At 67.5% G+C, this 23510-nt stretch carries 26 protein-coding genes; 10 read left to right on the forward strand and 16 right to left on the reverse strand.

Going from position 1 to position 23510, the window contains the following annotated elements; all coding sequences use genetic code 11:
- Nucleotides 1–13 precede the first annotated feature (13 nt).
- From JVH1_RS10075 to JVH1_RS10085, 3 genes are all read left to right on the forward strand, one after another.
- Nucleotides 14–1510, forward strand: a complete 1497-nt coding sequence (locus JVH1_RS10075) for an aldehyde dehydrogenase family protein (protein WP_009478278.1) — start codon at nt 14–16, stop codon at nt 1508–1510.
- A 43-nt stretch (nt 1511–1553) separates the two neighbouring features.
- Nucleotides 1554–1760 carry a hypothetical protein gene (locus tag JVH1_RS10080; protein ID WP_009478277.1) on the forward strand — a complete coding sequence of 69 codons (207 nt, stop codon included), beginning with the start codon at nt 1554–1556 and terminating at the stop codon, nt 1758–1760.
- 107 nt (nt 1761–1867) lie between these two features.
- Nucleotides 1868–2602, forward strand: a complete 735-nt coding sequence (locus tag JVH1_RS10085) for a hypothetical protein (protein ID WP_337460994.1) — start codon at nt 1868–1870, stop codon at nt 2600–2602.
- Between the two features lie 9 nt (nt 2603–2611).
- On the opposite strand, the gene JVH1_RS10090 is transcribed toward JVH1_RS10085, so the two are convergent.
- Complete coding sequence (locus JVH1_RS10090) at nt 2612–3310, reverse strand: GntR family transcriptional regulator (RefSeq protein WP_009478275.1); 699 nt, start codon at nt 3308–3310, stop codon at nt 2612–2614.
- 93 nt (nt 3311–3403) lie between these two features.
- Here JVH1_RS10090 and JVH1_RS10095 point away from each other — a divergent pair, with 93 nt between their 5' ends.
- Nucleotides 3404–4522, forward strand: coding sequence for an AbrB family transcriptional regulator (locus JVH1_RS10095; protein WP_009478274.1), 1119 nt, complete (start codon nt 3404–3406; stop codon nt 4520–4522).
- A gap of 211 nt (nt 4523–4733) precedes the next feature.
- Here JVH1_RS10095 and JVH1_RS10100 read toward each other — a convergent pair whose 3' ends face one another.
- Entirely contained in the window at nt 4734–5222 is a 489-nt protein-coding gene (locus JVH1_RS10100) for an FBP domain-containing protein (protein ID WP_009478273.1), read from the reverse strand.
- 225 nt (nt 5223–5447) lie between these two features.
- Between JVH1_RS10100 and JVH1_RS10105 the strand changes: the two genes are divergently transcribed.
- Both JVH1_RS10105 and ligD read left to right on the forward strand, forming a co-directional pair.
- Complete coding sequence (locus JVH1_RS10105) at nt 5448–5882, forward strand: PAS domain-containing protein (RefSeq protein ID WP_043781178.1); 435 nt, start codon at nt 5448–5450, stop codon at nt 5880–5882.
- 114 nt (nt 5883–5996) lie between these two features.
- Nucleotides 5997–6968, forward strand: coding sequence for a non-homologous end-joining DNA ligase (gene ligD / locus JVH1_RS10110; RefSeq protein WP_009478270.1), 972 nt, complete (start codon nt 5997–5999; stop codon nt 6966–6968).
- A gap of 414 nt (nt 6969–7382) precedes the next feature.
- On the opposite strand, the gene JVH1_RS10115 is transcribed toward ligD, so the two are convergent.
- From JVH1_RS10115 to JVH1_RS10160, 10 genes are all read right to left on the reverse strand, one after another.
- Nucleotides 7383–8600, reverse strand: a complete 1218-nt coding sequence (locus tag JVH1_RS10115) for a VWA domain-containing protein (RefSeq protein ID WP_009478269.1) — start codon at nt 8598–8600, stop codon at nt 7383–7385.
- The gene (locus JVH1_RS10120; protein WP_009478268.1) at nt 8597–9238 is read right to left on the reverse strand and encodes an SRPBCC family protein; all 642 of its coding nucleotides are present in this window, start codon (nt 9236–9238) and stop codon (nt 8597–8599) included. Before JVH1_RS10120 ends, JVH1_RS10115 begins: the two co-directional genes overlap by 4 nt.
- A gap of 12 nt (nt 9239–9250) precedes the next feature.
- A complete protein-coding gene (locus JVH1_RS10125; RefSeq protein ID WP_009478267.1) occupies nt 9251–10138 on the reverse strand; it encodes a MoxR family ATPase in 888 nt (295 codons plus the stop codon).
- Nucleotides 10135–11028: an XdhC family protein gene (locus JVH1_RS10130; RefSeq protein WP_009478266.1), complete on the reverse strand. Its 894-nt coding sequence runs from the start codon at nt 11026–11028 to the stop codon at nt 10135–10137. Before JVH1_RS10130 ends, JVH1_RS10125 begins: the two co-directional genes overlap by 4 nt.
- Nucleotides 11029–11057: 29 nt before the next feature.
- A complete protein-coding gene (locus JVH1_RS10135) occupies nt 11058–13460 on the reverse strand; it encodes an aerobic carbon-monoxide dehydrogenase large subunit (protein ID WP_009478265.1) in 2403 nt (800 codons plus the stop codon).
- Nucleotides 13457–14041 (reverse strand): (2Fe-2S)-binding protein, encoded by a 585-nt coding sequence (locus tag JVH1_RS10140; RefSeq protein WP_009478264.1) that lies wholly within the window; start codon nt 14039–14041, stop codon nt 13457–13459. The genes JVH1_RS10135 and JVH1_RS10140 overlap by 4 nt, the downstream gene beginning before the upstream one ends.
- A 2-nt stretch (nt 14042–14043) precedes the next feature.
- On the reverse strand, nt 14044–14949 hold the full coding sequence (locus JVH1_RS10145; RefSeq protein ID WP_009478263.1) for a xanthine dehydrogenase family protein subunit M: 906 nt from the start codon (nt 14947–14949) through the stop codon (nt 14044–14046).
- Between the two features lie 76 nt (nt 14950–15025).
- Complete coding sequence (locus JVH1_RS10150) at nt 15026–16168, reverse strand: XdhC/CoxI family protein (protein ID WP_043781187.1); 1143 nt, start codon at nt 16166–16168, stop codon at nt 15026–15028.
- 51 nt (nt 16169–16219) lie between these two features.
- Entirely contained in the window at nt 16220–18031 is a 1812-nt protein-coding gene (locus JVH1_RS10155) for a DUF4873 domain-containing protein (protein ID WP_009478261.1), read from the reverse strand.
- Nucleotides 18028–18954 (reverse strand): diiron oxygenase, encoded by a 927-nt coding sequence (locus JVH1_RS10160; protein ID WP_051033763.1) that lies wholly within the window; start codon nt 18952–18954, stop codon nt 18028–18030. Before JVH1_RS10160 ends, JVH1_RS10155 begins: the two co-directional genes overlap by 4 nt.
- A gap of 125 nt (nt 18955–19079) precedes the next feature.
- On the opposite strand from JVH1_RS10160, the gene JVH1_RS10165 reads away from it, so the two are divergent.
- Genes JVH1_RS10165 through JVH1_RS10180 form a run of 4 tightly spaced genes read left to right on the forward strand, consistent with a single transcriptional unit; the run spans nt 19080 to nt 21000 of the window.
- Nucleotides 19080–19697: a TetR/AcrR family transcriptional regulator gene (locus tag JVH1_RS10165; protein ID WP_009478259.1), complete on the forward strand. Its 618-nt coding sequence runs from the start codon at nt 19080–19082 to the stop codon at nt 19695–19697.
- Nucleotides 19698–19730: 33 nt separating this feature from the next.
- Nucleotides 19731–20048, forward strand: coding sequence for a helix-turn-helix transcriptional regulator (locus JVH1_RS10170; RefSeq protein ID WP_009478258.1), 318 nt, complete (start codon nt 19731–19733; stop codon nt 20046–20048).
- Nucleotides 20045–20608 (forward strand): SRPBCC family protein, encoded by a 564-nt coding sequence (locus JVH1_RS10175; RefSeq protein ID WP_009478257.1) that lies wholly within the window; start codon nt 20045–20047, stop codon nt 20606–20608. Before JVH1_RS10170 ends, JVH1_RS10175 begins: the two co-directional genes overlap by 4 nt.
- A gap of 41 nt (nt 20609–20649) precedes the next feature.
- Entirely contained in the window at nt 20650–21000 is a 351-nt protein-coding gene (locus JVH1_RS10180; RefSeq protein WP_011597426.1) for a VOC family protein, read from the forward strand.
- Nucleotides 21001–21013: 13 nt separating this feature from the next.
- Here JVH1_RS10180 and JVH1_RS10185 read toward each other — a convergent pair whose 3' ends face one another.
- The 4 genes from JVH1_RS10185 to JVH1_RS10200 form a co-directional block, all read right to left on the reverse strand.
- On the reverse strand, nt 21014–21496 hold the full coding sequence (locus tag JVH1_RS10185; RefSeq protein ID WP_009478255.1) for a sigma factor-like helix-turn-helix DNA-binding protein: 483 nt from the start codon (nt 21494–21496) through the stop codon (nt 21014–21016).
- A 103-nt stretch (nt 21497–21599) separates the two neighbouring features.
- Nucleotides 21600–22169, reverse strand: coding sequence for an RNA-guided endonuclease InsQ/TnpB family protein (locus JVH1_RS10190; RefSeq protein ID WP_371112974.1), 570 nt, complete (start codon nt 22167–22169; stop codon nt 21600–21602).
- Complete coding sequence (locus tag JVH1_RS10195; protein WP_009478253.1) at nt 22058–22831, reverse strand: transposase; 774 nt, start codon at nt 22829–22831, stop codon at nt 22058–22060. Before JVH1_RS10195 ends, JVH1_RS10190 begins: the two co-directional genes overlap by 112 nt.
- The gene (locus JVH1_RS10200; protein ID WP_157174051.1) at nt 22828–23151 is read right to left on the reverse strand and encodes a helix-turn-helix domain-containing protein; all 324 of its coding nucleotides are present in this window, start codon (nt 23149–23151) and stop codon (nt 22828–22830) included. Before JVH1_RS10200 ends, JVH1_RS10195 begins: the two co-directional genes overlap by 4 nt.
- Nucleotides 23152–23510 lie beyond the last annotated feature (359 nt).

Genomic DNA, 23510 nt, shown 5'->3' on the forward strand with positions numbered 1-23510 from the left:
CGAGGAGCACACCATGACAACGACATCACCCGCACCGTCACCCGAGGTCTCCCGCTTCCTGACGAGTCCCGTTCTCCATCTGATCGACGGCCGGAATGTTCCGTCCGCCTCCGGCGAAGTCTTCGCAACATTCAATCCGTGCAATGGTGAAGCCTTGGCGCAGGTGGCGTTCGGCGGCGACGAGGACGTCAACCGGGCGGTGTCGGCTGCTCGCAGAGCACTCGACGGACCGTGGGGACGCATGACTCCGGCACAGCGAAGCAAGATTCTCTGGCGGGTCGGCGATCTACTGGAGGAACGGGTCGAGGAATTCGCGCTCGTCGAAGCGCTCGACAACGGAAAGCCGCTGACCTACGCACGTCTGGTCGATGTCCCCCTGTCCGCCGACTGGTTCCGCTACATGGCGGGGTGGCCCACGAAACTGGAGGGCAGCACAATTCCGGTCACGTCCACCGCAGCGCCGGGCGATTACCTGGCGTACACCGTGCGCGAGCCGGTGGGCGTCGTCGCCGCGATCGTCGCCTGGAACTTCCCGCTGCTGCTCGCAGCCTGGAAGCTGAGCCCCGCACTCGCCGCGGGCAACACCATCATCCTCAAGCCGGCGGAACAGACCCCGCTCAGCGCGGCGCTGCTCGGCGACGTGCTCCGCGAGGCCGGTATCCCCGACGGCGTGGTGAACATCGTGCAAGGCGACGGCGAGAACGTCGGCGCCGCACTCAGCGCTCATCCCGGCGTCGACAAGGTCTCGTTCACGGGGTCGACCGAGGTGGGACGGCACATCGTCGGTGCCGCACGCGGAAACCTGAAGAAGGTGACCCTCGAACTCGGCGGCAAATCCCCCAACATCATCTTCGACGACGCCGACATCGACGCCGCCATCGAAGGTGCGGCAATGGCCATCTTCTTCAATCAGGGCGAGGCCTGCGAGGCGGGGTCACGGTTGTTCGTGCAATCGAAGGTCTACGACCGAGTCGTCGAAGGGGTCGCCAAGATCGCCTCCACCCTGAAGGTGGGCGACAGCCTCGACCCCGAAAGCCAGATGGGGCCTCTGGTGTCGCAGAAGCAACTCGACACGGTCCTCGGATACCTCGACAGCGGCAGGGCCGAGGGGGCCACCGCACTGACCGGTGGTGGCCGCAAGGGCGACGTCGGATACTTTGTCGAACCGACCGTCCTGGTCGATACCACCCCGACCATGCGAGTGGTCAAGGAGGAGATCTTCGGACCGGTGGTCACCGTCGCTCCGTTCGACGAGGTCGACGACATCGTCCGCACCGCGAACGACACCGACTACGGGCTCGCCGCCGGTGTCTGGACCTCGGATGTGTCCAAGGCCCACAACGTCGCGGCGCGCATCAAGGCTGGGACGGTGTGGATCAACAGCTACCACGTCCTCGACCCGGCCCTGCCGTTCGGTGGTTACAAGCAGTCCGGGTGGGGACGTGAGCACGGCGGCGCGGTCCTCGACGCATACACCGAGACGAAGACCGTGATCCTCAAGAAGGGATGAGCTAGGGACTTACCCGGCCGCCAGGGCGGCGTTCGCGGAGAAGGTGCGCCGGCACCAGGTCGAGCTGACCCGTTTGCGGCGACGGGAACGCGAACTCGGGGTGCTGTTCTCGAGTGCCCGCGAACTCGCCGAACTCCGTGACATCGACGCCCTCCTCGGACGGTTGGTAAGCCGCGCCCACGAGATGATGGGCACCGACGTCACCTACCTGTCCGAGTTCGATCCGGCGACCCGGGAGCTGAACGTCTGACGAAGAGCTACGACGTCTCGCTGAACATCAGCTACTTCCTCGGCATCGCGGTCGGCCCGCTCATCGCGGAACTGTTCCTCGTACTGGGTGCGTCGGGACGCAAGGACATGGCCCGCAAGGAACCGGCGACGGTGTGGCTCGCCCCGGAGATCAAGGGGTGGAAGGGATACTTCCCGAACCCGTTCCGGATGCTCGACGGCAGGCAGACCGCACAGGTCGCGGCGACCGCGACCGTCTCGAGCGCCACATTCGTGTTCAGCCCGGTCGCGATGACCGTGCTCATGGGCGAGGTCGTCGGTTCACGGGTCAAGCAGGGCTACCACCGGTTGACGTCGGTGATCGCCGCGCGCAACGGAACCGCCGAATCGACCTACATCGCCGAAGCGCTCATCCCGCTCATCGCGTTCGGTCTGCCGCTGAGCCCGGTCGCGGCAGGCCCGGCCGCTCCCCTGTTCAACGCGCCGCCGGTCTTCACCACCGACGACGGCACCGGGCAGATCCGCAACCTGTCCACGGCACTGACGAACTGGGAGTTCCTGCTCTACGGTCTCGGTGCGGTGGTGATCGCCGCGATCATCGCGTACCCGTTCGCGATGAACTTCGCTCACCGCGCGGCGACGCTCGTCGTCCGGTACGTCAGCCACGAGGCGATCATCGCCACGTTCACGGGCCTGGTCGTCGTCATCAGCGTTTGGGAGGGCGGCATCCTCGGCCTCGCCGTCACCCTCACTGTCGGACTCGTCGGCGGTCTGCTGTCGCGGGCGTTCAAGATCCACGCAGGCGTCCTGTTCATGGGGTACTACGTGGCAGTCCTCAGCGTCCCCGCCATCCTCGCGCTCTGACCACGGCGACTACGCGGTGACCAGGTCGATGGCGACGGCCGCTCCCTGCGGATCGACGACCGCGTCGAGGATGGTCTTCTGCGTCTGGGTCAGGTGCTCGGTGCAGGCCGCGGCAGCCGCCGGTCCGTCGCCGGCGAGGATCGCACGGCACATCGACAGGTGCTCCGCCAACGAGACGTCGAGACGGTCCGGGCGAGAGTGGGCGATGTTGCGCAGCCTCTCGGTGTGCGGCCGGAGTTCGGCGATCGATCGGGCTAGTTGCGCGTTCCGGGTGTGCGCGATCACGGCCTGGTCGTACGTTTCCGTGAGTTCGTAGAAACGATCTCGCCGGGACTCGGATGGGTCCTCCTCGGAGATCGCCCCTAGTGCGTCCGCTACCTGTTCGAACTGCTGCCGGGCCGTGGCGTCTCGGGCGACGGCCTCGGCGACCATGCGCGCGGCGGCCGCCTCGAGCAGGATGCGTAGCTCGAACAGGTCCCGAACGCTCTTGATCGAGATGGGAGCGACCCGTGCGCCCTGCCGGTCGATGAGCGAGACCAGCCCCTCCCCCTCGAGCCGAAGGAAGGCCTGGCGAACCGGGGTGCGAGACGCCGAGAACCGCGCGCCCACGTCGATGGCACTCAGCGACTGGCCCGGGAACAGGGAACCGTTCAGGATGTCCTGCTTGAGCTGCTCGTATACCTGTTCGCTCTTGCTGCCACCCGTCATGCATACATCCTAACGTTCGCAGTGACATCCGTTAAGGTATACATTGATGCACACCATAGAGCAGGGACAGCATCCCGGAGTAGGCGCCCACCCGTGAACGACGTGCAATCCCCCGAACGATCCGTGCCCACGCGCGCGGCCGCACTGCGTCGGCACGGACTCCGATGGGCCGCACTGATCGCACTGTCGGTCGGCGGCTGGGTGCTCGGCGAAAGCGTCGGTCTGACGGCGGCCGGTCTCTTCTCCGCCCTGATCGTCGCGGCGACCCTGGCCGTCACCGGATGGGGGCCGGCCCGAGTGCCGCGCCCGCTGGGAAAGCTTGCGCAGGGAGTGCTGGCGAGCGCGGTCGGGCTGATGGTGCACCGGGACACGATCGCCGGACTGGGCTCGATGTGGATGCCGGTGGTCTCGATCGCGGCCGCGACTCTCGCGCTCAGCGTGGCGGCCGGGGCCCTGCTCGCGCTGCACCGCGACGTGGACGCGGTGACCGGTTCCCTCGCCATGACTGCGGGCGGCGCCACCGGACTCGTCGCGATGGCCCGCGAACTCGGCGGCGACGACCGGGTCGTCGCAGTGGTGCAGTACCTGAGGGTGGCGCTCGTCGTCGTGTCGATGCCGATGATCGTCACGTTCGGCTTCCGCGCCGATACCGGTGCGGAAACCGTGACAGGCACCGAGGGCGGTGGGTCCGAATGGTATGTGGCCCTGCCGTTCCTGGCATTGTTCATCGTGGGCGGCACCGCCGTGGCATCACTCGTGCGACTACCCGCTCCCGCGACGTTGGGTCCGCTGGCGGTGAGCGCCGGGTTCGAACTCGGCGGCTGGAGCGACGCGGTCGCGGTCCCGCCGATGCTGATGACCGGCGCGTTGATTCTCATCGGCTGGCAGGCCGGGCTCGCGTTCGACCGGGCGAGCCTGCGGGCGATCGGACGAATCCTGCCGTACGCGGCGCTGCTCACGCTGCTGGTCGGGGCGGCCTGCGCCGGCCTGGGCGTCCTACTCTCCCACCTCACCGGTGTGAGCCTGCTCGAGGCCTATCTCGCCACGACGCCCGGTGGCCTGGCGGCGGTGCTGGCCGTATCGGCATCCACCGCCTCCAACGTCACGTTCGTCGCGGCCGCTCAGGTGTTGCGCCTGGTCATCATGCTCGTCACCACCCCGATCATGGCGAAGGCATTTGCCCACTTCAGTTCTCGGCGTCGACGAGCATAGTTCGGGAATCCTCTCCGGACAGGACGGTCCGGTCTATGTCCGGGCCGTCTCGACCGGAGAGGAGTCCCGTACACCCCGAGTGTCGTTGCAGTGTCTCCGAACTCGGGGTGCACCGGGACGCGGGTTCCTCGAATGTCGGCGCATGGCATCTACCTCCGTTCTCACGAGCAGCTAGCGAGCTGCACGATGGATGGGTGTCGGGTCGGGTCGGTCAGCCGTAGACCCTCGAGATGAAGGCGTCGAGGTTGACGCGGACCCGCTCGATCCTCTCCTCGGGCTCGAGATCCTCGCGGTACTGCCTGCCCAGCGCGGGCGACTTCTTCCGGCGCGCGTAGAGCGAGCAGGCGAGATCGGCGCACATGTAGGTGCCGATCGAGTTGCCCCGGCGTCCGGATTCACCCGACTTGCGCGCAGTCATCAGCGAGACGCCGCCATTGGCGTGCGTGGTCATGCAGACGGTGCACATTTGCGCGCGGCGATAACCGCCCGTTTCGTAGCGCAGCGCGACGCCGACCAGACCGTCGTCCCGTGGCACGACGACATAGCAGCGGCCCGGAAATGACGGGTCACTCCAGCCGAGGAAGTCGAGATCGTCCCAGGGCCGATCGTCCAAGTCACGAGGGATGGGCAGACGCTTGGCGTCGCCTTTGGAGCAATTGATGAACGACGACCTGATGTCGCGTTCGGTGACGGGTTCCATGACGAGATGAACTCCTTCTCTCGACGGGTTGACAAAGCCACGTGACGATACGGACCGCAGTGAGGTCGGGCAACGGATTTTCGGAACGATCCCAGGCTGTAGCGAGTGCGGCGGGTGTCGCCGCGGCTACCGGTAGTCAGGTGCACATCCCGGCCACGGAGGACGTGAACCGCCGACTACGACGACAACGGGACGGGCGGTCGGAATCGGTGAGAGTATAGGGCTGTGAGCGCACAGGCAGAGTATGAGGAGAGACGTCGCCCGACCCCGGAAACTCCTTTGGGCTACCTCGAGCAGCTACCCGCCCTCGTCCTGCTCGAACGCCTTCCGGTTCCCGTCCTGGCGGTCGAGAACGACGGCACCGTCGTCCACGCGAACAGTGCTTTCGAGGAGATGCTGGGTCATCCCGTTGCGTCACTGCGCGGACGTCCGGTGTCCGAATTCCTCGACCTGGACGACGCACCGGCGGGTGCCGACGCGGTCGAACACCTCCGCGAGTCCGCCACCGCACCCGTCGACCTCGCACATCAGGACGGATCCCGAGTGCGCGCACTCGTCAGCCGGCCCATCCTCCGTCGTCAGGACGATCCGGTGACCCTCGTCTGCTTCCACGACGTCACCGAACAACTGTGGAACGGCGGCCGGGCGCCCGGCTTCTGACCCCGCCCCACAGACGCACGGACAGTGGCCGGATTCTCACGCAATTGCCTGGGATTCCGGCGAAACCGTCTGCAAACAGCGCGGGAAGGATCGGGTGCGGGTTAGGTTGACTGCATGGCGACCGGCAAGAGCAAGGTTCCCGCTGTCGAACTGGAGGTCGGCGATCGGACCGTGCGGATCTCGCACCCGGAACGCGTCTACTTCCCCGCCACCGGTGCCACGAAGCTCGACCTCGCGAACTACTACCTGAGCGTCGGCGACGGGATCGTCCGCGCCCTGCGCGAACGCCCCTGCATGATGCACCGCTTTCCCGACGGCCTGAGCGGGGAGAAGGTGCACCAGAAGCGGTTGCCGCACGGTGCACCGGACTGGGTCCAGACGGTGCGGGTGACGTTTCCGCGGTACAACCGTCACGCCGACGAACTGTGCGTGACGCACCCGGCGGACGTGATCTGGGCGGTGCAGATGTCCACGGTCGAGTTCCATCCGTGGAACTCGCGCCGCGCGGACGTCGAACGCCCCGACGAGTGGCGGATCGATCTCGATCCGATGCCCGAGTGCGGGTTCGACACGGTGCGGCGCGTGGCCGGGGTGGTGCACGAGGTGCTCGACGAACTGGGTGCGACGGGCTGGCCGAAGACGTCCGGCGGAAGCGGCATGCACGTCTACGTCCGGATCCGGCCCGACTGGGGTTTCGGCGACGTCCGGCGGGCCGCGCTGGCCTTCGCCCGCGAAGTGGAGCGCCGGGCCCCGCAGGACGTCACCACCACCTGGTGGCGGAAGGACCGGGACCCGCGCAAGCTGTTCGTCGACTACAACCAGAACGCCCGCGATCACACCATCGCCAGCGCGTACTCGGTGCGGGGTGTGCCCGACGCGACCGTGTCCACACCGGTGACGTGGGAGGAGATCGACGACGTGGACCCGCACGAGTTCACGATCGCCACCGTCCCCGACCGCTTCGCGAAACTCGGTGACCTGCATGCCGGAATCGACGACGCCGTGTTCTCGCTCGAGCCGCTGCTCGAGTGGGCCGACCGCGACGAGGCCGAAGGCGAGTCGGATCCCGGAGGCGCGGAGGACTGATCGCGGACGACTGACCGAGGTCGTCCCCATGACGCGACACGCGCCCCGACCGTGCGGCCGAGGCGCGTGTCTCGCATGCCGAACTCTTCCCTACCGTGGCGGCGGGGGCGGTGGCGGCGGAGGCGGTGGTGGGTTGGGATTGCAGAGTTGGCAGCCGTCGACCGGCGGCTTGGGAACCGGTGCGTGACAATCGTTCTGACATGGTCTGGCGCCGGCGATTTCGGCCGTCCCCACCAGTGAGATCGAGAGGGCTGCGAGGACCGCCCCGATGGCCGCCACGATCCTGGCGGAAGTTCTGGAAGTCGACATGTGGGTTTCCTCCTGTGAGCTGAAGAACGGTGTGCACCGTCCTTAGAGCTTCGGCGAAACACACGACGGCGGCCAGGCACCCTGGGGGTGGAAATCGCGCCCCCGCTACCCCATCCGGCTGATCACGTCCAGCACGTCGCGGAGCGCGGACACGGAGTGTGCGGGGAGGAAGGCATCGCAGAAGGGCAGCGCGGCCGCCATCGATCCGGCGAGCGGCTGGAAGTCGGGATCACCGGCGCGGGGATTGAGCCACACCAGTCGATGGGCGCGGCGACGGACCCGGGTGAGGGCATGCGCCAGGCGCGTCGGGTCGTCGCTGTCCCAGCCGTCGGACGCGATGACCACGACTGCCCCGCGCAGCGCGTTGCCGTGCGGGGACGCGAGCAGTTCGCTCACGCTGCCTGCGATGTGGGTGCCACCGAATCTGTCGACCACCTTGTCGTTCGCCTTGCGGACCGCGGTCTCGGCGCTGCGGTGCGCGAGCACGGGCGTGAGCCTCGTCAGCGACGTGGAGAAGGCGAACACCTCCGGCCTGCCCGCGGTCTGTCGTTGCACCGCCGCCCGCATCAGATGGAGATAGATCGCGGCGTATGGCTGCATCGACCGGCTCACGTCGCACAGCATCACGATGCGCCGCGGACGGTTCCGCGGACGGCTCCGCGCGAGGACCACCGGCTCCCAGCCCGTGGCCCTCGACCGGTTCATGGTGGCCCGCAGGTCGATACGCCGGCCGCGGCGATGCACTTCGCGATGTCGGGTGCGGCGGGACGGCCACGCGGCGGTGGCCTGCTCCAGCCAGGCCCCGAGGAGCCTGAGGTCGCCGGCGTCGAATCGGGCGAAGGGTTCGTCGGCGCGGACCACGAGCCTGCTGGGCAGGGTGTCCGGCACGGCGGTGAGCACGTCGTGAATGTCGTCCTCGCCGCTGTCGTCGCCGCCGGTCATCATCGGTCGTGTCATCCACGGCACGCCGTCGACGTCCTGCGCGTCACCGGGCCGGTCGCGGCCGTCTCGGACACCGGCGAGGGCCGTCTCCCGTCCCGCAGCGGCTCGCCGCGCATGCGGATCCACGGACAGCAGGGCGTCCTCGAAGACCGCGGAGAAGACGGCGTCGAACGGCGCGAGGTCGTCGACGCGGTTGACGAGTGTCAGACGCGCCGACCAGTACAGCCGCGACCGCGAACTCGGCGGCGACAGATGAAGTGCCTGCACGAACACCACGGGGCCGCTTGCGGAGACGACGACGCCACGGGAACGCAACCGGGCGACGAGTGCCACCGCGAACGCCGCGAGATCGACGCCCCGCAGGACGCCCGACGCGGTCATCGCCTGCGGCGGCCCACCACGAGGACGACCACGATCCCGGCGAGGATGGCAGCGAGGATCGGGGCATACCGTTTCCACGCCCCCGCGCCGGACAACGCCAGCAGGTCCAGCGGCGCCGGTTCGGCGGCAGGCCGGGCCACGGACAGCGTCGTGGTGCCGGTGGACTCCGGCGCCGCCGCGGGCTGTTCAGCGGGTCCCCCGGCGAGCTTCGCTTCCAGCGATTCCGCGAACTGCCCCATGAGTTTCTCCGACACCTGCTGGATCATCCCGCTGCCGAACTGCGCGAGTTTGCCGACGATCTTCATGTCGGTATCCACGGTGACGCGGGTGCGGTCGCCGACCTCGTGCAACTGGGCGGTGATCGTCGCGGACGCGTTGCCGGACCCGCGCGAGTCCCTCCCGCGGGCATCGATCACGGCGCGGTGCTCCTTCGGGTCACGCTCGACGAAGGCGGCCTTGCCTTTGAACTCACTGGTCACCGGGCCGACCTTGACCTTCACCTTCCCCAGGTAATCGTCACCCTCCCGCCCTGTCATCTGAGCTCCGGGGAGCAGGGGAGCAACCTCCTCGAGGTCGCTGAGCACCTCCCACGCCTGCTCGATCGGGGCGCTGACGGTGAACTCGTTGGCGATCTTCATGGCAGTTGCCTCTCATCCGGTGGCCAGGCCGTGCGCGTAGTCGGCGAACGCGTCCTGAACTATTGTGCGGTCGTCCGGGGTCTTCGCGAGGGCACTCAGGCTCTGGATCGCGTCGTCGCGCACCAGATCGGCCACTCCCAGCGCCGCGAGTGCGGACACCCAGTCGATCGTCTCGGCGATTCCGGGCGGCTTGTCGAGATCGAGTTCGCGCGCCCTGCCGACGAAGCAGGTGGCGTGCTCGATGAGGGGCGACGCCGCCGCGGGCACCGTGCGGCGCACGATGGCGGCCGCCCGTGCCGGCTCCGGATAGTCGATCCAGTGGTAGAGGCATCGTCTGCGGAGCGCGTCGTGGAGATCGCGACTCCGGTTGGACGTCAGCACGACGACGGGGTGCTGTTCGGCCGTGAACGTTCCCAGTTCCGGAACGGTGACCGATGCCTCCCCCAGGAATTCGAGGAGGAGTGCCTCGAACTCGTCGTCGGCTCGGTCTATTTCGTCGATCAGCAGTACGGGCGGGGTCGGTCCCCGATATCTCACGCAATGGAGGATCGGACGTTCCAGCAGGAACTCCTCGGTGAACAGGTCGTCCTCGGTGAGGCCGTCGCCCCGCGATTCGGCCAGCCGGATGGTGAGCAACTGCCGCTGGTAGTTCCAGTCGTAGAGGGCTTCGTTCGCGGTGAGGCCTTCGTAGCACTGCAACCGGATCAGCGGGGCGCCGAGGACGGTCGCGAGAGCCTTCGCCGCGGTGGTCTTGCCGACTCCGGGTTCGCCTTCGAGCAGGAGCGGCCGGCGCAGAGCAGCCGCGAGATACAGGGCCGACGCGGTTCCGAAGTCCAGGAGGTAGTCCTCGGCGTCGAAGCGCCGGACCACGTCCGCCACGTCCTCGAATGCCGCCGTCATACCGCTCCCGTCTCCTGCGCGAACGATGCCCGGCAACCCGGCCCGCAGAACCAGAAGTCGTCGCCGCCGCGCCGTAGGTGGGCAGTGTCCGGCCCGACGACGACGCGCATCCCGCACACGGGATCGATCACCTCCGTCACCACCACCGACGGAGTCGAATCATCCTCGGGCGCGCGAAGTCCCGCGGTCCGCAGTTCCTGCACCAACTCGGCCGCGATCGACACCGCGATCTCCGCCGCCGTCCGCGCGCCGATGTCGAGACCGACCGGGGTGTGCACGCGCGCCCGCTCGGGCTCGGTCAGCCCCAGGGTGTCGAGGATGGCCCCACCGCGTGTTCGGCTGGCGACGAGCCCGACATATCCGACCCCGGCGTCGAGCGCCGCACGGATGACCTCCGCTTCGGGTCCGCCGTGGCCGGCGAGCACCACCGCCGTCGTGCCGGAGAACTGCCCGATTCCGGCGTCGTCGTGCTCGACGGTGAATCCCAGCAGTTCCGCTATGCCCCCCAACGCCTGCGCGATCGGTGTGGTGCCGAAGATCCGCACCAACGGCGGTGGCAACTGCGGCTCCAGGAAGATCTCCATGGCACCGCCGGACAGGCACGGATTCACCACGACGGACGCGCCCGGAGCCTCGGGGAACTGCACGGCCCCGTCGGGAAGGACCCGCAACAGCACGCTCTCGTTGGTTGCCAGCGCACCCAGGGCGGCCATGCGTACCGAATTCTGCGCACACTGACCGCCGACGAACCCCTCGATCGTCCCGTCCTGCAGGAGGATCGCCTCGTCGCCGGTGTGACTGGACGTGGGCGGCTGCGCCCGCACCACGGTCGCACGGACGAACGGCCTGCGGTCGCGCGTCAGTTGCGCCGCACGCTCTTTCAGATCCATCAAGCCTCCTCGCAGCCGACGGGCGACATTCAGATCGGGGGTGTCGCGCGGCCCTGCATGGCCTCCCACACCCGGGACGGGGTGAGCGGCATGTCGGCGTGCCGGATACCGAACGGGGCGAGCGCATCCACGACCGCGTTCACCACGGCCGGGGGCGATCCGACCGTCGCGGACTCGCCGACGCCCTTCGCGCCGATCGGGTGATGCGGCGACGGGGTCACGGTGAAACCGGTCTCGAGCTTCGGGACCTCGAGTGCGGTGGGGATCAGGTAGTCCATCAGTGATCCGCCGAGGCAGTTGCCGTCCTCGTCGAACTCGATGATCTCCATGAGCGCCATACCGATGCCGTCGACGATGCCGCCGTGGACCTGCCCCTCGATGATCATCGGATTGATGCGCGTGCCGCAGTCGTCGACGGCGAGGAACCGCCGCACCTTCACCACCGCGGTGCCGGGATCGACGTCGACGACGCAGAAGTACGCGCCGTAGGGGTACGTCAGATTCTCGGGGTTGTAACAGATCTGCGCGTCGAGTCCGCCCTCGATTCCCTCCGGCAGATCGCCGGCGCCGTGCGCCCGCATCGCGATGTCCTGGATGGTCACCTTCGCCGAGGGATCGCCCTTCACATGGAATTCGCCCTTTTCCCATTCCAGATCCGCGACCGAGGCCTCGAGCATGCCCGAGGCGATGATCTTCGCTTTGTCCCGGACCTTGCGGGCCACGAGCGCCGCGGCCGCCCCCGACACCGGTGTCGACCGGCTGCCGTACGTGCCGAGCCCGAACGGCGTGTTGTCGGTGTCGCCGTGCACGACGTCGATGTCGTCCGGTGGGATCCCCAGTTCCTCCGCCACGATCTGCGCGAACGTCGTCTCGTGACCCTGCCCCTGGGTCTGCACCGACAACCGCACGACGGCCTTGCCCGTCGGGTGGACGCGCAGTTCGCAGCCGTCGGCCATGCCGAGGCCCAGGATGTCCATGTCCTTCCGGGGTCCGGCACCGACGGCTTCGGTGAAGAACGACATGCCGATTCCCATCAGCTCGCCGCGTTCGCGGCGTTCCTTCTGCTCCTCGCGCAACTGCTGGTAGCCGATCATGTCCATGGCCTTGCGCATGGTGGTCTCGTAGTCGCCCGAGTCGTACACCCACCCGGTCTTGCTGGTGTACGGGAACTGTTCCGGCCTCAGCAGATTCTTCAACCGCAGTTCCGCCGGATCCATCTTCAGGTCGAACGCCAGGCAGTCGACGAGCCGCTCGACCAGATACACGGCCTCGGTGATGCGGAACGAGCAGGCGTACGCCACCCCGCCGGGCGCCTTGTTCGTGTAGACCGCCGTCATCGCGCAGTGCGCGGCCTCGATGTCGTAGCTGCCGGTGAAGACGCCGAAGAAACCGGCCGGATACTTCACCGGGGCCGCAGTGCCGTTGAACGCACCGTGGTCGGCCAGCACCTTCGTGCGGATCGCGAGCATCTTGCCCTCTGCGGTGGCCGCGATCTCGCCGACCATGATGTAGTCGCGGGCGAAGCCCGTGCTCATCAGGTTCTCGCTGCGATCCTCCATCCACTTCACCGGTTTGCCCGTCACGAGCGACGCCACGATCGCGCACACGTATCCCGGGTAGATCGGGACCTTGTTGCCGAATCCGCCGCCGATGTCCGGGGACACCACCCGGATCTTGTGCTCCGGGATCCCCGAGACCAAGGCGTAGACCGTCCGGTGCGCGTGCGGGGCCTGCGACGTGGTGTACAGGGTGAGCTTGCCGGACACCCTGTCGACGTCGGCGATCGCACCGCACGTCTCCATCGGCGCCGGATGCACCCTGGGGTAGACGATCTCCTGCTTCACCACCACGTCCGCCTTCGCGAACACGGCCTCGGTCGCGGCGGCATCGCCTGTCTCCCAGTCGAAGCAGTGATTGTCCGTCTTGCCCTCGAGGTCGTCGCGGATCACCGGCGCATCGGGCGAGAGCGCGGCGCGCGCGTCGACCACGGGATCGAGCATGTCGTATTCGACGTCGATCAGTTCCAGCGCGTCCCGGGCCGAATAACGGTCCTCCGCGATGACGAACGCCACCTCCTGGCCCTGGAAACGCACCTTGTCGGTGGCCAGCACGGCCTGCACGTCGTTGGACAGCGTCGGCATCCAGGCGAGGTTCTTCGCGGCGAGGTCGGCGCCCGTCACCACTGCCGTCACCTTCGGGTGTTCCTGTGCCGCAGTGGTATCGATGTTCACGATCCGCGCGTGCGCGACCGGCGACCGCAGGATCGCCAGGTGCAGCATGCCGGGGAGGGTGATGTCGTCGACGTAATTTCCGAGCCCCCGGATGAAGCGGGGATCCTCCTTGCGCAGCATGCGACCGTGGCCGCAGGGCTTCTTGTCGTTGTCGACGATATCCGCGCCGCCAGACGGCGGGCGGGATTCGACGGTGGTCATGATGCACTTCCAGTCGTCGCGTGTTCCTCGACTGTCATCGGTGCGCCCTCGGCGCCCCGCGTCTTGTCCTCCTGCACGTCCGCGTCGAAGTCGCCTGCCGGTTCCGGCTCGGCGGCCTCGCCCGCCCGATGGTCGGCCGCCCACTGGATCGAGCGCACGATCGTGGTGTACCCGGTGCAGCGGCAGATCTGCCCGGAGATCGCCTCCCGGATGGTGGCCTCGTCGGGGCTCTCCTCCCGGTCGAGCAGTGCCCGCGCCGTCATCATCATGCCGGGGGTGCAGAACCCGCACTGCAGTCCGTGGCACTGCATGAAGCCCTGCTGGACGGGATCGAGTTCGCCGTCGTGTTCGAGGCCCTCGACCGTGCGGACGTCGTGCCCGCCCGCCATCGCGGCGAGCATCGTGCACGACTTCACCGGATCGCCGTCGACGGTGACGACGCACGTGCCGCAGTTGCTGGTGTCGCAGCCCCAGTGGGTCCCGGTCAGGCCGAGCCGGTCGCGGAGGAAATGGACCAGCAGCATGCGCGGTTCCACCTCGGCGCTCACTGCTTCACCGTTGACGGTCATGTTCACCTGCATGGCTATGCCTCTTTTCCGGTCGGCTCGTGCTCCACGTCGCTGCGGAGCACCCGGTCGACCGCTGTACGGAGTGTGCGGATCGTGAGTTCGGATGCGAGATGGCGTTTGTAGTCGACGGTGCCGCGGGCGTCGGCGACAGGTTCGCAGGCCTGCGCGGCCATCCGCCCGGCCTGGGCGAACGCCTCCTCGGACGGGGGACGCCCGGTCAGGTAGTCGGCGACGTCCGAAAGTCCGGACGGATCCGGGTTGACTGCCGTGAGGCCGACCGCGGCCCGGGCGATCTCGCCGCCCTCCACCGTGACGGCCGCTCCGGCCGCGGTGACCGCCCAATCCCCGGTCCGCCGTTCGACCTTGGCGTACGCGCTGGAGCTGTGGCCGTGGACGGGTATCACTATCTCGATGAGCATCTCGTTGTGTGCGAGCGCCGTCTCGTACGGCCCGACGAGGAACTCGGACATGGGGATCTCGCGGCGTCCGCCGGGCCCACGCACCACGCAGGTGGCGTCGAGAACAGAGCAGACAGTGGTGAGGTCCTCGGCCGGATCCGCCTGGCACAGCGATCCGCCGATGGTTCCGCGATTGCGGACCACCGGGTCGGCGATCACCTTCTCCGCGTCGCGGAAGAGGGGGAATGCCGCCGCGAGCTCGTCCGATTCGAGCAGCCGGCGGTGCCGTGTCATCGCACCGATCCGCAGCCTCGACCGCTCGGTCGTGATGTAGCCGAGTTCGCCCTCGAGGTCGTTGATGTCGATGAGGTACTCGGGATTGGCGAGGCGAAGTTTCATCATGGGGAGCAGGCTGTGGCCGCCTGCGACGAGGCGGGCTTCGTCGCCCAGCCGGTCGAGCAGGGCGATGGCGTCCTCGACGCCCGTTGCACGCTCGTATTCGAAGGATCCTGGTACTTGCATTGTGACCTACCTCACAAACGTGGATCCTTTCAGCCTGCGCAAGAACCGGTGGTCCGTCAACCCCGGGTGAACCGCCCTAGTCGACGAAGGAATCGACGGGTTCCTCGTGGTGAATCCGGCCGCTCGACTCCGCCAGCGGGCGCCCCGTGCCACCCCACCGGCGGGCGATGATCTCGGCGGCGATGGACACCGCAGTCTCCTCGGGTGTCCGGGCGCCGATGTCCAGGCCGATGGGGCTCGACAGCCGGTCGAGTTCGGTGTCGGTCAGACCGGCCTCACGTAGGCGTTCACGCCGGTCCAGGTCCGTTCTGCGCGAGCCCATGGCGCCGATGAACGCGACGTCCGGGAGGCGCAGCGCCGTCTCGAGGAGAGGGACGTCGAACTTGGGGTCGTGGGTGAGTACGCAGATCACGGTCCGGCCGTCGATGGCCTGGGCCTCGGCCTGCGCAGCGAGATACCGGTGCGGCCAGTCCACCACCACCTCGTCGGCCGTCGGGAACCGCGCGTGGGTCGCGAACACCGGACGGGCGTCGCAGACCGTCACCCGATATCCCATGAAGGCGCCCTGCCGGGCCACCGCGGCGGCGAAGTCGATGGCCCCGAACACGAGCATGCGCGGCCTCGGCGCGTAACTGGCGACGAACACCTCCATGCCCTCGCCGCGTCGCTGACCGTCGGTGCCGTACGTCAGGACGGTGCTGCCGCCCGCCGCGAGGAGGCCCCGGGCGTCGTCGGTGACCGCGGAATCGGCCCGGTCCGAGCCGAGCGAACCGCTCACGCTCTCGGGCCGGACGACCAGCCGGCGCCCCACCCGCGCCGCATCGGGATGCGCCACGACGGTCGCGACCGCGACCGGCAGGTGATTGTCGATGTCCCGGGTGATCTCGCCGAGCTCCGGAAAATTGTCCCGCGACACGGGCTCGACGAAGATGTCGATGATTCCACCGCAGGTGAGACCCACCTCGAACGCGTTCTCGTCGCTGATCCCGTACCGCTGCAGCACTGGCGTGCCGGATGCCGTGACCTCGGATGCGAGTTCGTAGACCGCCCCCTCGACGCACCCGCCGGACACCGAACCGGACGCGCTGCCGTCGGGCGCCACGACCATCGACGCCCCCGGCGGTCGCGGCGCGGAGCGGAACGTGCGGACCACCGTCCCGACACCCGCCGTTCCGCCCGCGGTCCACACCGCCATCAGGTCCGCCAGCACGTCGCGCATCAGCACCCTTCCCGCTCGAGTCCGACGTGTGATACACGCTCAGCAACAAGCTTATTCCGCCGAGGCGAGTTTGGCCCGGGAGATCGGAACCTCGACTTCGACCGGCGCCAGCGGGAACGGGGGCGTGCCCACCCCGGCGATCCGGAAGTGGCCCCACGGGTCGCGCTCGGCGAGCGCCGCGGGCACTTCCGGACCGTCCCCGATGGTGAGGAACAACGGGGTGCGGTTGCGCCCTTTCGCCGCGTCGACGCCGTCGCCGACGACGCGGCCGTACCAGTGGTAGAGGCCGTCCAGCGGTTCGATGTGGCCGTTCAGGAAGACCTCGACGGCCACGGTCAGGTCGCCGGATTTGAGCACGCCGGGCCCGCGGTACTCCGTGTCGTCCTCGCGCTCGGCGAGCGAACTCAGCTCGAAGTGCCGGTCGTCCGGGGTGCGCATGCGCCGCCAGTAGGATGCGCTCGACCCGGGCCACGCCGCCCGATTGTGGCCGGTGGAATCGAGGTACCAGCTGTGGCAACCACCCGAATTCCACACCGAGCCAGCGAGTTTGCGGTGGACCACCCGGTTGAATTCGCGCTGCGCGCCCGCGCGCACCTCGATCCGGGTCGCGTCGCGCTTCTTCATCAGCGCCAGGCATCGGGTGATGTAGTGCGCCTGGGCCTCGATGACGAAGACGATCGACTGGTTGCCGCCACCGGAATTCGGCCCCATCATGAGGAAGAAGTTCGGGAACCCCGCGACCGCGACACCGAGGTAGGCCTCCATGCCGTCGCGCCAGGCCCGCTGGATCGTCAGGCCGCGGCGGCCCACGATGTGCTCGTTCTCGAATCGGTCGCCGATTGCGAATCCCGTGCCGTAGACGATGACGTCCGCCTCGTGCATCGTTCCGTCCTCGGTCCGGATCCCGCGTTCGGTGACCTCCGAGATGCCCGACGTGACCAGATCGACGTTGCCGCGTTGCAGGGCCGGGTAGAAATTGCTGGACACCAGAATACGCTTGCAGCCGATGATGTAGTCGGGGGTCAGCGTGGCACGCAGTTCGGGATCACGCACCTGCCTGCGCAGCAGACCCCGGGCGGCCGACTCCAGCACCGTCATCAGTCGTGGGTGCAGGAAACCGGCGATCAGCGATTCGTGGCTCCAGTAGATCGCACCGCGGTATGCCTTCTGGACTCCGGGAACAGCCTTGAACACCGCCTTCTCACCGGCGGTGATCGGACGGTCCAGCTTCGGCAGTAACCAGTGCGGCGTCCGCTGGAAGACGTCGACGTGCGCGGCCGTCTTCGCGACCTCCGGAACGAACTGCACGGCACTCGCTCCCGTACCGACGACCGCCACCCGCTTACCGGTCAGATCGACCGAGTGATCCCACTCGGCGGAATGAAATGCCACACCCGAGAACGACTTCCGGCCGGGAAGATCCGGAACGCTGGGTTTGTGCAGCGGTCCCGGACCGGCGACCACGATGCGGGGGTGATAGACCGAACCCGACCGGGTCTCCACCCGCCACCGGTCGGTGGTCTCGTCGAACTCGTAGGAGATCACCTCGGCGCCGAACCTGATGTGTGGAGCCAGATCGTAGTCGCGGACCACCCGTTCGATGTAGTCGAGAATCTCGGGCTGCCGCGCGTACATCCGGGTCCATTTCCGGTTGGGCGCGAAGGAGAACGAATACATCAGCGACATCACGTCGCAACCACATCCGGGATACGTGTTCTCCCGCCACGTTCCGCCCACCCGGTCGGCCTTCTCGAGAACGACGAAGTTCTCCTCGCCCGCCTCCTTCAGCTTGATCGCCATGCACAGTCCGGCGAATCCGGTGCCGACGACGAGGACGTCCGGTTCGGTGGTCCCGGTTGTCACAGGAATCCCCCGCGCCGCCACAGCGCGCGGGACGTCGGTCGCATCAGGCCGTTCTCCTCGAGAAACGCGGCCAGCGACTCGAACCCGCGTCGTTGATTCTCGCGAAAGTGAGGATTTGTCAACGCCTGTCGACGTGCCTCCTTCGGATCCAGCCCGGCCCGCTCGTACATGGCCGGGTTGGTGAACAGCCGCTGGAACAGCGGGCCGCCGATCCCCTGCACCGTTGCGACCCACAGCCGGTCGATCCGGTGGCCTTCCGCGATGCGGCGACGCACCCCCTCGCGCGCGAATCGGATGTGCCGGGACTCCTCGGTGACGTGGATCCGCATCAGCCGGGAAATCATCGGCTGCAATTGCGGGTCCTCGAGGACGCGCCGCTGCGTGGCGTCGAAGATCTCCTCGCCGATCAGCGCGGCCACCCAGAGCATGGTTCCGCGAAATGTCTTGGGCAGCAAGTTGACCACGACTGCCTGATACCACCGGAGCTGGAAGGGCTTGGCGCCCATCTGCTCGATGGCGCGCCCGAACATCGTCATGTGCCTGCACTCGTCGCCCATCTCGGTGAGCATGTACCGGGTGTGCAGCGAGCTCGGATCGTTGTGCAGCAGCGCGCGCAGGAGCGCCTGGTTGAGGATGTTCTCGAACCAGATTCCGACGCTGAGGATGTTCGCCGATTCCTGCCGGGACAACTCGATGCGCTGTGCCTCGCTCATCTGGTCCCACATCTCGGTTCCCCACAGGGACAGGACCTGCGGCGGCAGGAAGTACTTGCCGTCCTCGAGGGGCGCGTCCCAGTCGATATCGACCACGGGGGCGTACGAACGCTTGACGGAGCCTGCGAGGAGCCGCCCGGCGACTTCCTCCCGATCGATCGTGTGTGAACGCTGAGACATCGCTGATCCCTTCGTCGAGCGCGATTCCATCTCGTTGCCGTTCATAGGTAAAACGTAAACCCGGGTGTGACGCAGGTCAATGGTTATCTGTGACTCCAGTTCACATTTGTGGCTTCTGTTTGCGCCCACCCCACCCGAACAGCACAATCAGGGCCGTGAGGACGCAGCCGACGACACCGACACCCGGCGAACTCCGGGAACGGATCCTCGACGCGGCCGAGGAATGCCTGATCGAACTCGGTTACAGCACCCGGCTTCACGCGGTCATCGCCGAGCGAGCGGGACTGTCCCGGCCCACGCTCTACAAACACGTCGGCGATCAGTCCGCCATTCTCGAGGCCCTCTTCCAGCGGGAGATCTCACGGTTCTTCGTCGTGCTCGACCCGGTGCTGCGGGGACGGCAGAGCCAACTCCAGGTGCGATTCGTCGACGCCGTCGTGTTCGCCGTCCAGTACGCACGCGGACACCGGTTGCTGCAGAAGGGTTTGCGCGACGACCCCGCCGTGGTGCTCCCCTGGTTCACGGTCGAGGCGAAGCCGATGATCGAACTCGGGGCGCAACTGCTCACTCCCCACTTCGAGCGCCTGTTCTCTCCCGACCAACTGTCGGGCGTGAGCCCCACCGCCATCTCCGAGTGGGCGTTCCGCATCATCGGCTCGCTCATCATCACGGAGGGGATCGTGGACACGTCCGACGAGCGGGCTCTGCGCGAGTTCGTCCGGTCCCTGCTGACGATCGCGTTCATGCCACAACCGGACGTTCATATTCCTTGACGCGTATATACGCGTAGGCGCATACTCGGGGTCATGGCACCGGACGTGTTCACCGTGGTCGCCGAACCACAGCGCCGCAGGATCCTCGAACGGCTGCGGGCCGGTCACGCCAGCGTCGGCGAACTCGTCGACCAACTCGCCCTGCCCCAGCCGACCGTGTCCAAACACCTGCGGGTGCTGCGACAGGCCGGATTCGTCACCTGCCGCACCGCGGCCCAGCAGCGCATCTACAGCCTGCACCGCGAACCGTTCGACGAGTTCGACGCGTGGCTGCAGCCCTACCGCCGGCTGTGGGCGAATCACCTCGATGCGCTCGAGCGGCACCTCGAATCGAAGGAGACCCCGTCATGACCGAATCAGACGCACGACGCGACTACCGCCCCGGCCCACTGCGGCACGTCGAGGCACGACCCGACGGCACCCGATGGGCTCTGACCTTCGTTCGCGACTTCACCCACTCGCCGGCGGCGCTGTGGACCGCGCTCACGGATCCCGGCGAACTTCCGCAGTGGGCGCCGTACACCGCGGACCGGAACCTCGGAACGGTCGGTCCCGCAACCCTGATCATGGTCGACGGGCAGGACCGCACCGAACTCGACGGCACCGTGACCCGGGCCGAATCACCTCACGTCCTCGAACACGCGTGGGGCGACGACGTCCTGCTCTGGACGATCGAGGAAACCGATGCGGGCACCCGACTGACCTTGCGCCACACGGTCGACGACCAGCGAACCGCGGCGATGACGGCCGCCGGGTGGCACATGTGCCTGGACGTCGCCGACAGCCTGCTCGAACGCAATCCGATCGGACCGATTGTCGGCGCCGAGGCGATGAACTACGGCTGGCGCGAACTCAACGAGCAGTACTCCGAACGCCTCGGCGTCGAACCGATCGATCCGACGCTGCGGTGAAATCGGTGACGGGCGTCCGCCGCTCCCCGTACCGTTGACGCATGGGACTGCAATGGGAAGCCGTGGTGGTCAACGCTCTCGACCCGACAGCCCTGGGAGGCTGGTGGGCCGAGGCCCTTGGCTGGGGCTCCGTGACCGACTCCGACGGCGACGTCCACATCCGGCCCCTGGCCGACAGTCACCCGGAGATCCTGTTCGTGGCGGTTCCGGACCGGAAGCAGATACCGAACCGGCTGCATCTCGACTTCCGGCCCGACGATCAGCAGGCCGAGGTCGCGCGGCTTCTCGGGCTCGGCGCCCGGCACGCGGATGTCGGTCAGGGCGAGCAGAGTTGGGTGGTGCTCGCCGATCCCGAGGGCAACGAGTTCTGCGTCCTGTCCGGCAGGCGCTGACGCCGACCGCTGATCACGCCACCCTGGCCCGCAGGGTCCGCAGCGCCTCGTGCTGCACGACGAGGACCCGGCCCACCGGGAGCCCGAGCACGCCCGCGGTGTCGTGCACGGACAGCCCGTCTATGACCCGCAACAGGACGATCTCCCGGGCGGTGACGTCGAGATGGTGCAGCAGCCCGGCCACTTCCGCCGGAATGTCCGAACTTCCGGCCGTGCCGCCGTGCGCATCCGAAACGGTCTGGCTCACGACGCGATACACCTCGCGGACCGGATGATCACTGCGCGCGAGAGCCGGTAGTTCCCGCGCCACCGCGAGTAACGCTTCGTGCGCCACCTCGTCCGCCGGCCGCGTGACCTGCGTGGAATCCCCCACGCGGGTGCGGCAATAGCGCACCACCTGCGGCCACAACGTCGTCATCACCCGCTCGACGGCCTTGCGATCCCCCGCCGCGGCAGCCGTCGCTGCCGAATGTAATTCCCCGTCAAGCACACTCATGTGACCCTCGATCCCCCGACCTCGCCGTCTCCGGTCACCCGTCACGGCGCTTCCGTACTCATCTTCCGGCACACCAGGGGTCAACACATCCGGGAGGTTCCGTTCATGCTGAGTGTTGTTTAGTGCATTCTGCATGAGTGTCCGGGTTACCCCGGTCACGTTCACCACTCAGTGGTGTTCCCGCAGCAATACCGTCAGCCCACCGAGCGGCGGGTCTTATGGTTGGTTTCTGTCGGGCGTCTTTTACGTCTCGTCCGCAACTCGCCGAAGACGCACCACCGTCAACCGCTGCGAGGGCAGCGAGGTTGAGAGCAGCATTGTGATCACGATCAGCGCGGAATCCGCACGCATCGCAGGTGAACACCCGAACCTTCAGGAGTAGTTTGGCTTTCACTACCTGACAGTTCGAGCAGGTCTTACTCGACGGATACCAACGGTCCGCCACCTGCAGACCGGTGCCAGCCCACTCGCACTTATAGGTCAGTTGTCGCCGGATCTCGGCGAACGCCGCATCCTGCAGAGCCCGGTTCAACCCCCGCTTGTAGGCGCCACCGGAACGGGTCATTCCCGCGACGTTGAGGTCTTCGACGACGACGGTATCGAAGTCCCGCACCAGTCGGGTGGTGAGTTTGTGCAGGTGATCGCGGCGACTGTTCGCGATGCGGATGCGCACCGCCCGGACTGTTCCTGGGTGCGCAGCCAGCGCCGGGAGGGTTGTTGACCGGTGCGACGATCCGGGCCGACACGGCGGGACGCACGGCGCCCGAGGCTACGAAGTTGTTTCGCATGCTTGCGTGCGTGCGTCGGATTCTCGATCATCTCCCCGTTCGAGAGGACTGCGAGGTGTTTGACCCCCACATCGACTCCGACCACCACTCCGCAATCGCCGACCGCGGCGGAGATACCGGTGGTGGCGGGTGGCAGTGCCCGCGCGGGGAGAGCGATTTCGACCGAGAACGACACCTGCCACCGGCCCCGACGAAACGAGAGGGTCGCCGACCGAATCCGCGCCGTCCCGGCGATCGTCTTTCGTGCCAATTTGCGGGTCGATTCGGCAGACCGGACCACGCCGATCCGTGGTAGTTGGATGTGGCGTCGATCCCCGCTGTCGGTGACCAACCCGAAACTGCCGGTGGTGAACCGGCACGACAGCACCGCCCGTTTGCCCTTGAAGCGGGGGAATCCCATCGGACCTTTGCGTTTTCCGGATCGGGCGTCGGACCAGTTCGATAGGGCGGCCGCGCAGTTCGCGAGTCCGGAACTGTAGGCCTCTTTCGAGTTCTCCGGCCACCACACCTGCCCGGTGTCGGTGTTGACGGCGACGTCGTCTTTCACGGTGTTCCAGTGTTTGCGCAGGCCGTACGCCGCGACCAGGACACCGGCGGCGTCAACTCCGCGTCAGGGATCTCGTAAGACCGTTCCGCAGTCCGTTGGTCGAGGTTCGCCTTGACCTGCGACAGTGCCCAGTTGTAGGCGAAGCGCTGCGCCCCACAGTGCGACCGCAACACCGACGCCTGCTCCGGGGTCGGCTCGAGGACAAAAACGTAGGCACGGATCACCGTCCGAGAAGAGTCCGCAACCTGGTCGAGCGCCGCGCCCGGAGCCGGTGCCGTGACGTGGTCACCGGGATCGGCGAGCACAGCTGTGGGCGTCACGACAGATCCGCCGCAGCGGTCACCGCAGCTGCGGCACTCCGGCGTGAACCACGCCGCCCGCATCGGCGGGCACACAGCGAGGCCTTCACCTCGGTCATATCGCGCACCAGATCATCACCACCCGTCGTCGGTCAACACAAGCACGGTACGACAGGGCACCGACAACACAGCCTCGATGAGGCCGAACCCGAACCTGGCGAGTCGGTCCCGATGCCGACGACACAATCGGATCAGCCACTTGCCTGCGAAATGTAGTGGTCGGAACCGATCTCGGTGACCGTCCTCGACACACCCAGACCCCGCGTTCCATATTCGGTCACACCACACCCCCGCCTGGCGTTCCAGATCGGCCTACTGAC

Origin of the sequence: Rhodococcus sp. JVH1, from assembly GCF_000280725.2 — a bacterium.
Classification (GTDB): Bacteria; Actinomycetota; Actinomycetes; order Mycobacteriales; family Mycobacteriaceae; genus Rhodococcus_F; species Rhodococcus_F jostii_A.

Bases quoted from the DNA above. Each gene is read 5' to 3' on its own strand.
- JVH1_RS10075 (WP_009478278.1), top strand. From the start codon at position 14: ATGACAACGACATCACCCGCACCGTCACCCGAGGTCTCCCGCTTCCTG.
- JVH1_RS10085 (WP_337460994.1), top strand. From the start codon at position 1,868: ATGGCCCGCAAGGAACCGGCGACGGTGTGGCTCGCCCCGGAGATCAAG.
- JVH1_RS10090 (WP_009478275.1), bottom strand. From the start codon at position 3,310: ATGACGGGTGGCAGCAAGAGCGAACAGGTATACGAGCAGCTCAAGCAG.
- JVH1_RS10100 (WP_009478273.1), bottom strand. From the start codon at position 5,222: ATGGAACCCGTCACCGAACGCGACATCAGGTCGTCGTTCATCAATTGC.
- ligD (WP_009478270.1), top strand. From the start codon at position 5,997: ATGGCGACCGGCAAGAGCAAGGTTCCCGCTGTCGAACTGGAGGTCGGC.
- JVH1_RS10115 (WP_009478269.1), bottom strand. From the start codon at position 8,600: ATGACCGCGTCGGGCGTCCTGCGGGGCGTCGATCTCGCGGCGTTCGCG.
- JVH1_RS10120 (WP_009478268.1), bottom strand. From the start codon at position 9,238: ATGAAGATCGCCAACGAGTTCACCGTCAGCGCCCCGATCGAGCAGGCG.
- JVH1_RS10125 (WP_009478267.1), bottom strand. From the start codon at position 10,138: ATGACGGCGGCATTCGAGGACGTGGCGGACGTGGTCCGGCGCTTCGAC.
- JVH1_RS10130 (WP_009478266.1), bottom strand. From the start codon at position 11,028: ATGGATCTGAAAGAGCGTGCGGCGCAACTGACGCGCGACCGCAGGCCG.
- JVH1_RS10135 (WP_009478265.1), bottom strand. From the start codon at position 13,460: ATGACCACCGTCGAATCCCGCCCGCCGTCTGGCGGCGCGGATATCGTC.
- JVH1_RS10140 (WP_009478264.1), bottom strand. From the start codon at position 14,041: ATGCAGGTGAACATGACCGTCAACGGTGAAGCAGTGAGCGCCGAGGTG.
- JVH1_RS10145 (WP_009478263.1), bottom strand. From the start codon at position 14,949: ATGCAAGTACCAGGATCCTTCGAATACGAGCGTGCAACGGGCGTCGAG.
- JVH1_RS10150 (WP_043781187.1), bottom strand. From the start codon at position 16,168: ATGCGCGACGTGCTGGCGGACCTGATGGCGGTGTGGACCGCGGGCGGA.
- JVH1_RS10160 (WP_051033763.1), bottom strand. From the start codon at position 18,954: ATGGAATCGCGCTCGACGAAGGGATCAGCGATGTCTCAGCGTTCACAC.
- JVH1_RS10170 (WP_009478258.1), top strand. From the start codon at position 19,731: ATGGCACCGGACGTGTTCACCGTGGTCGCCGAACCACAGCGCCGCAGG.
- JVH1_RS10175 (WP_009478257.1), top strand. From the start codon at position 20,045: ATGACCGAATCAGACGCACGACGCGACTACCGCCCCGGCCCACTGCGG.
- JVH1_RS10180 (WP_011597426.1), top strand. From the start codon at position 20,650: ATGGGACTGCAATGGGAAGCCGTGGTGGTCAACGCTCTCGACCCGACA.
- JVH1_RS10185 (WP_009478255.1), bottom strand. From the start codon at position 21,496: ATGAGTGTGCTTGACGGGGAATTACATTCGGCAGCGACGGCTGCCGCG.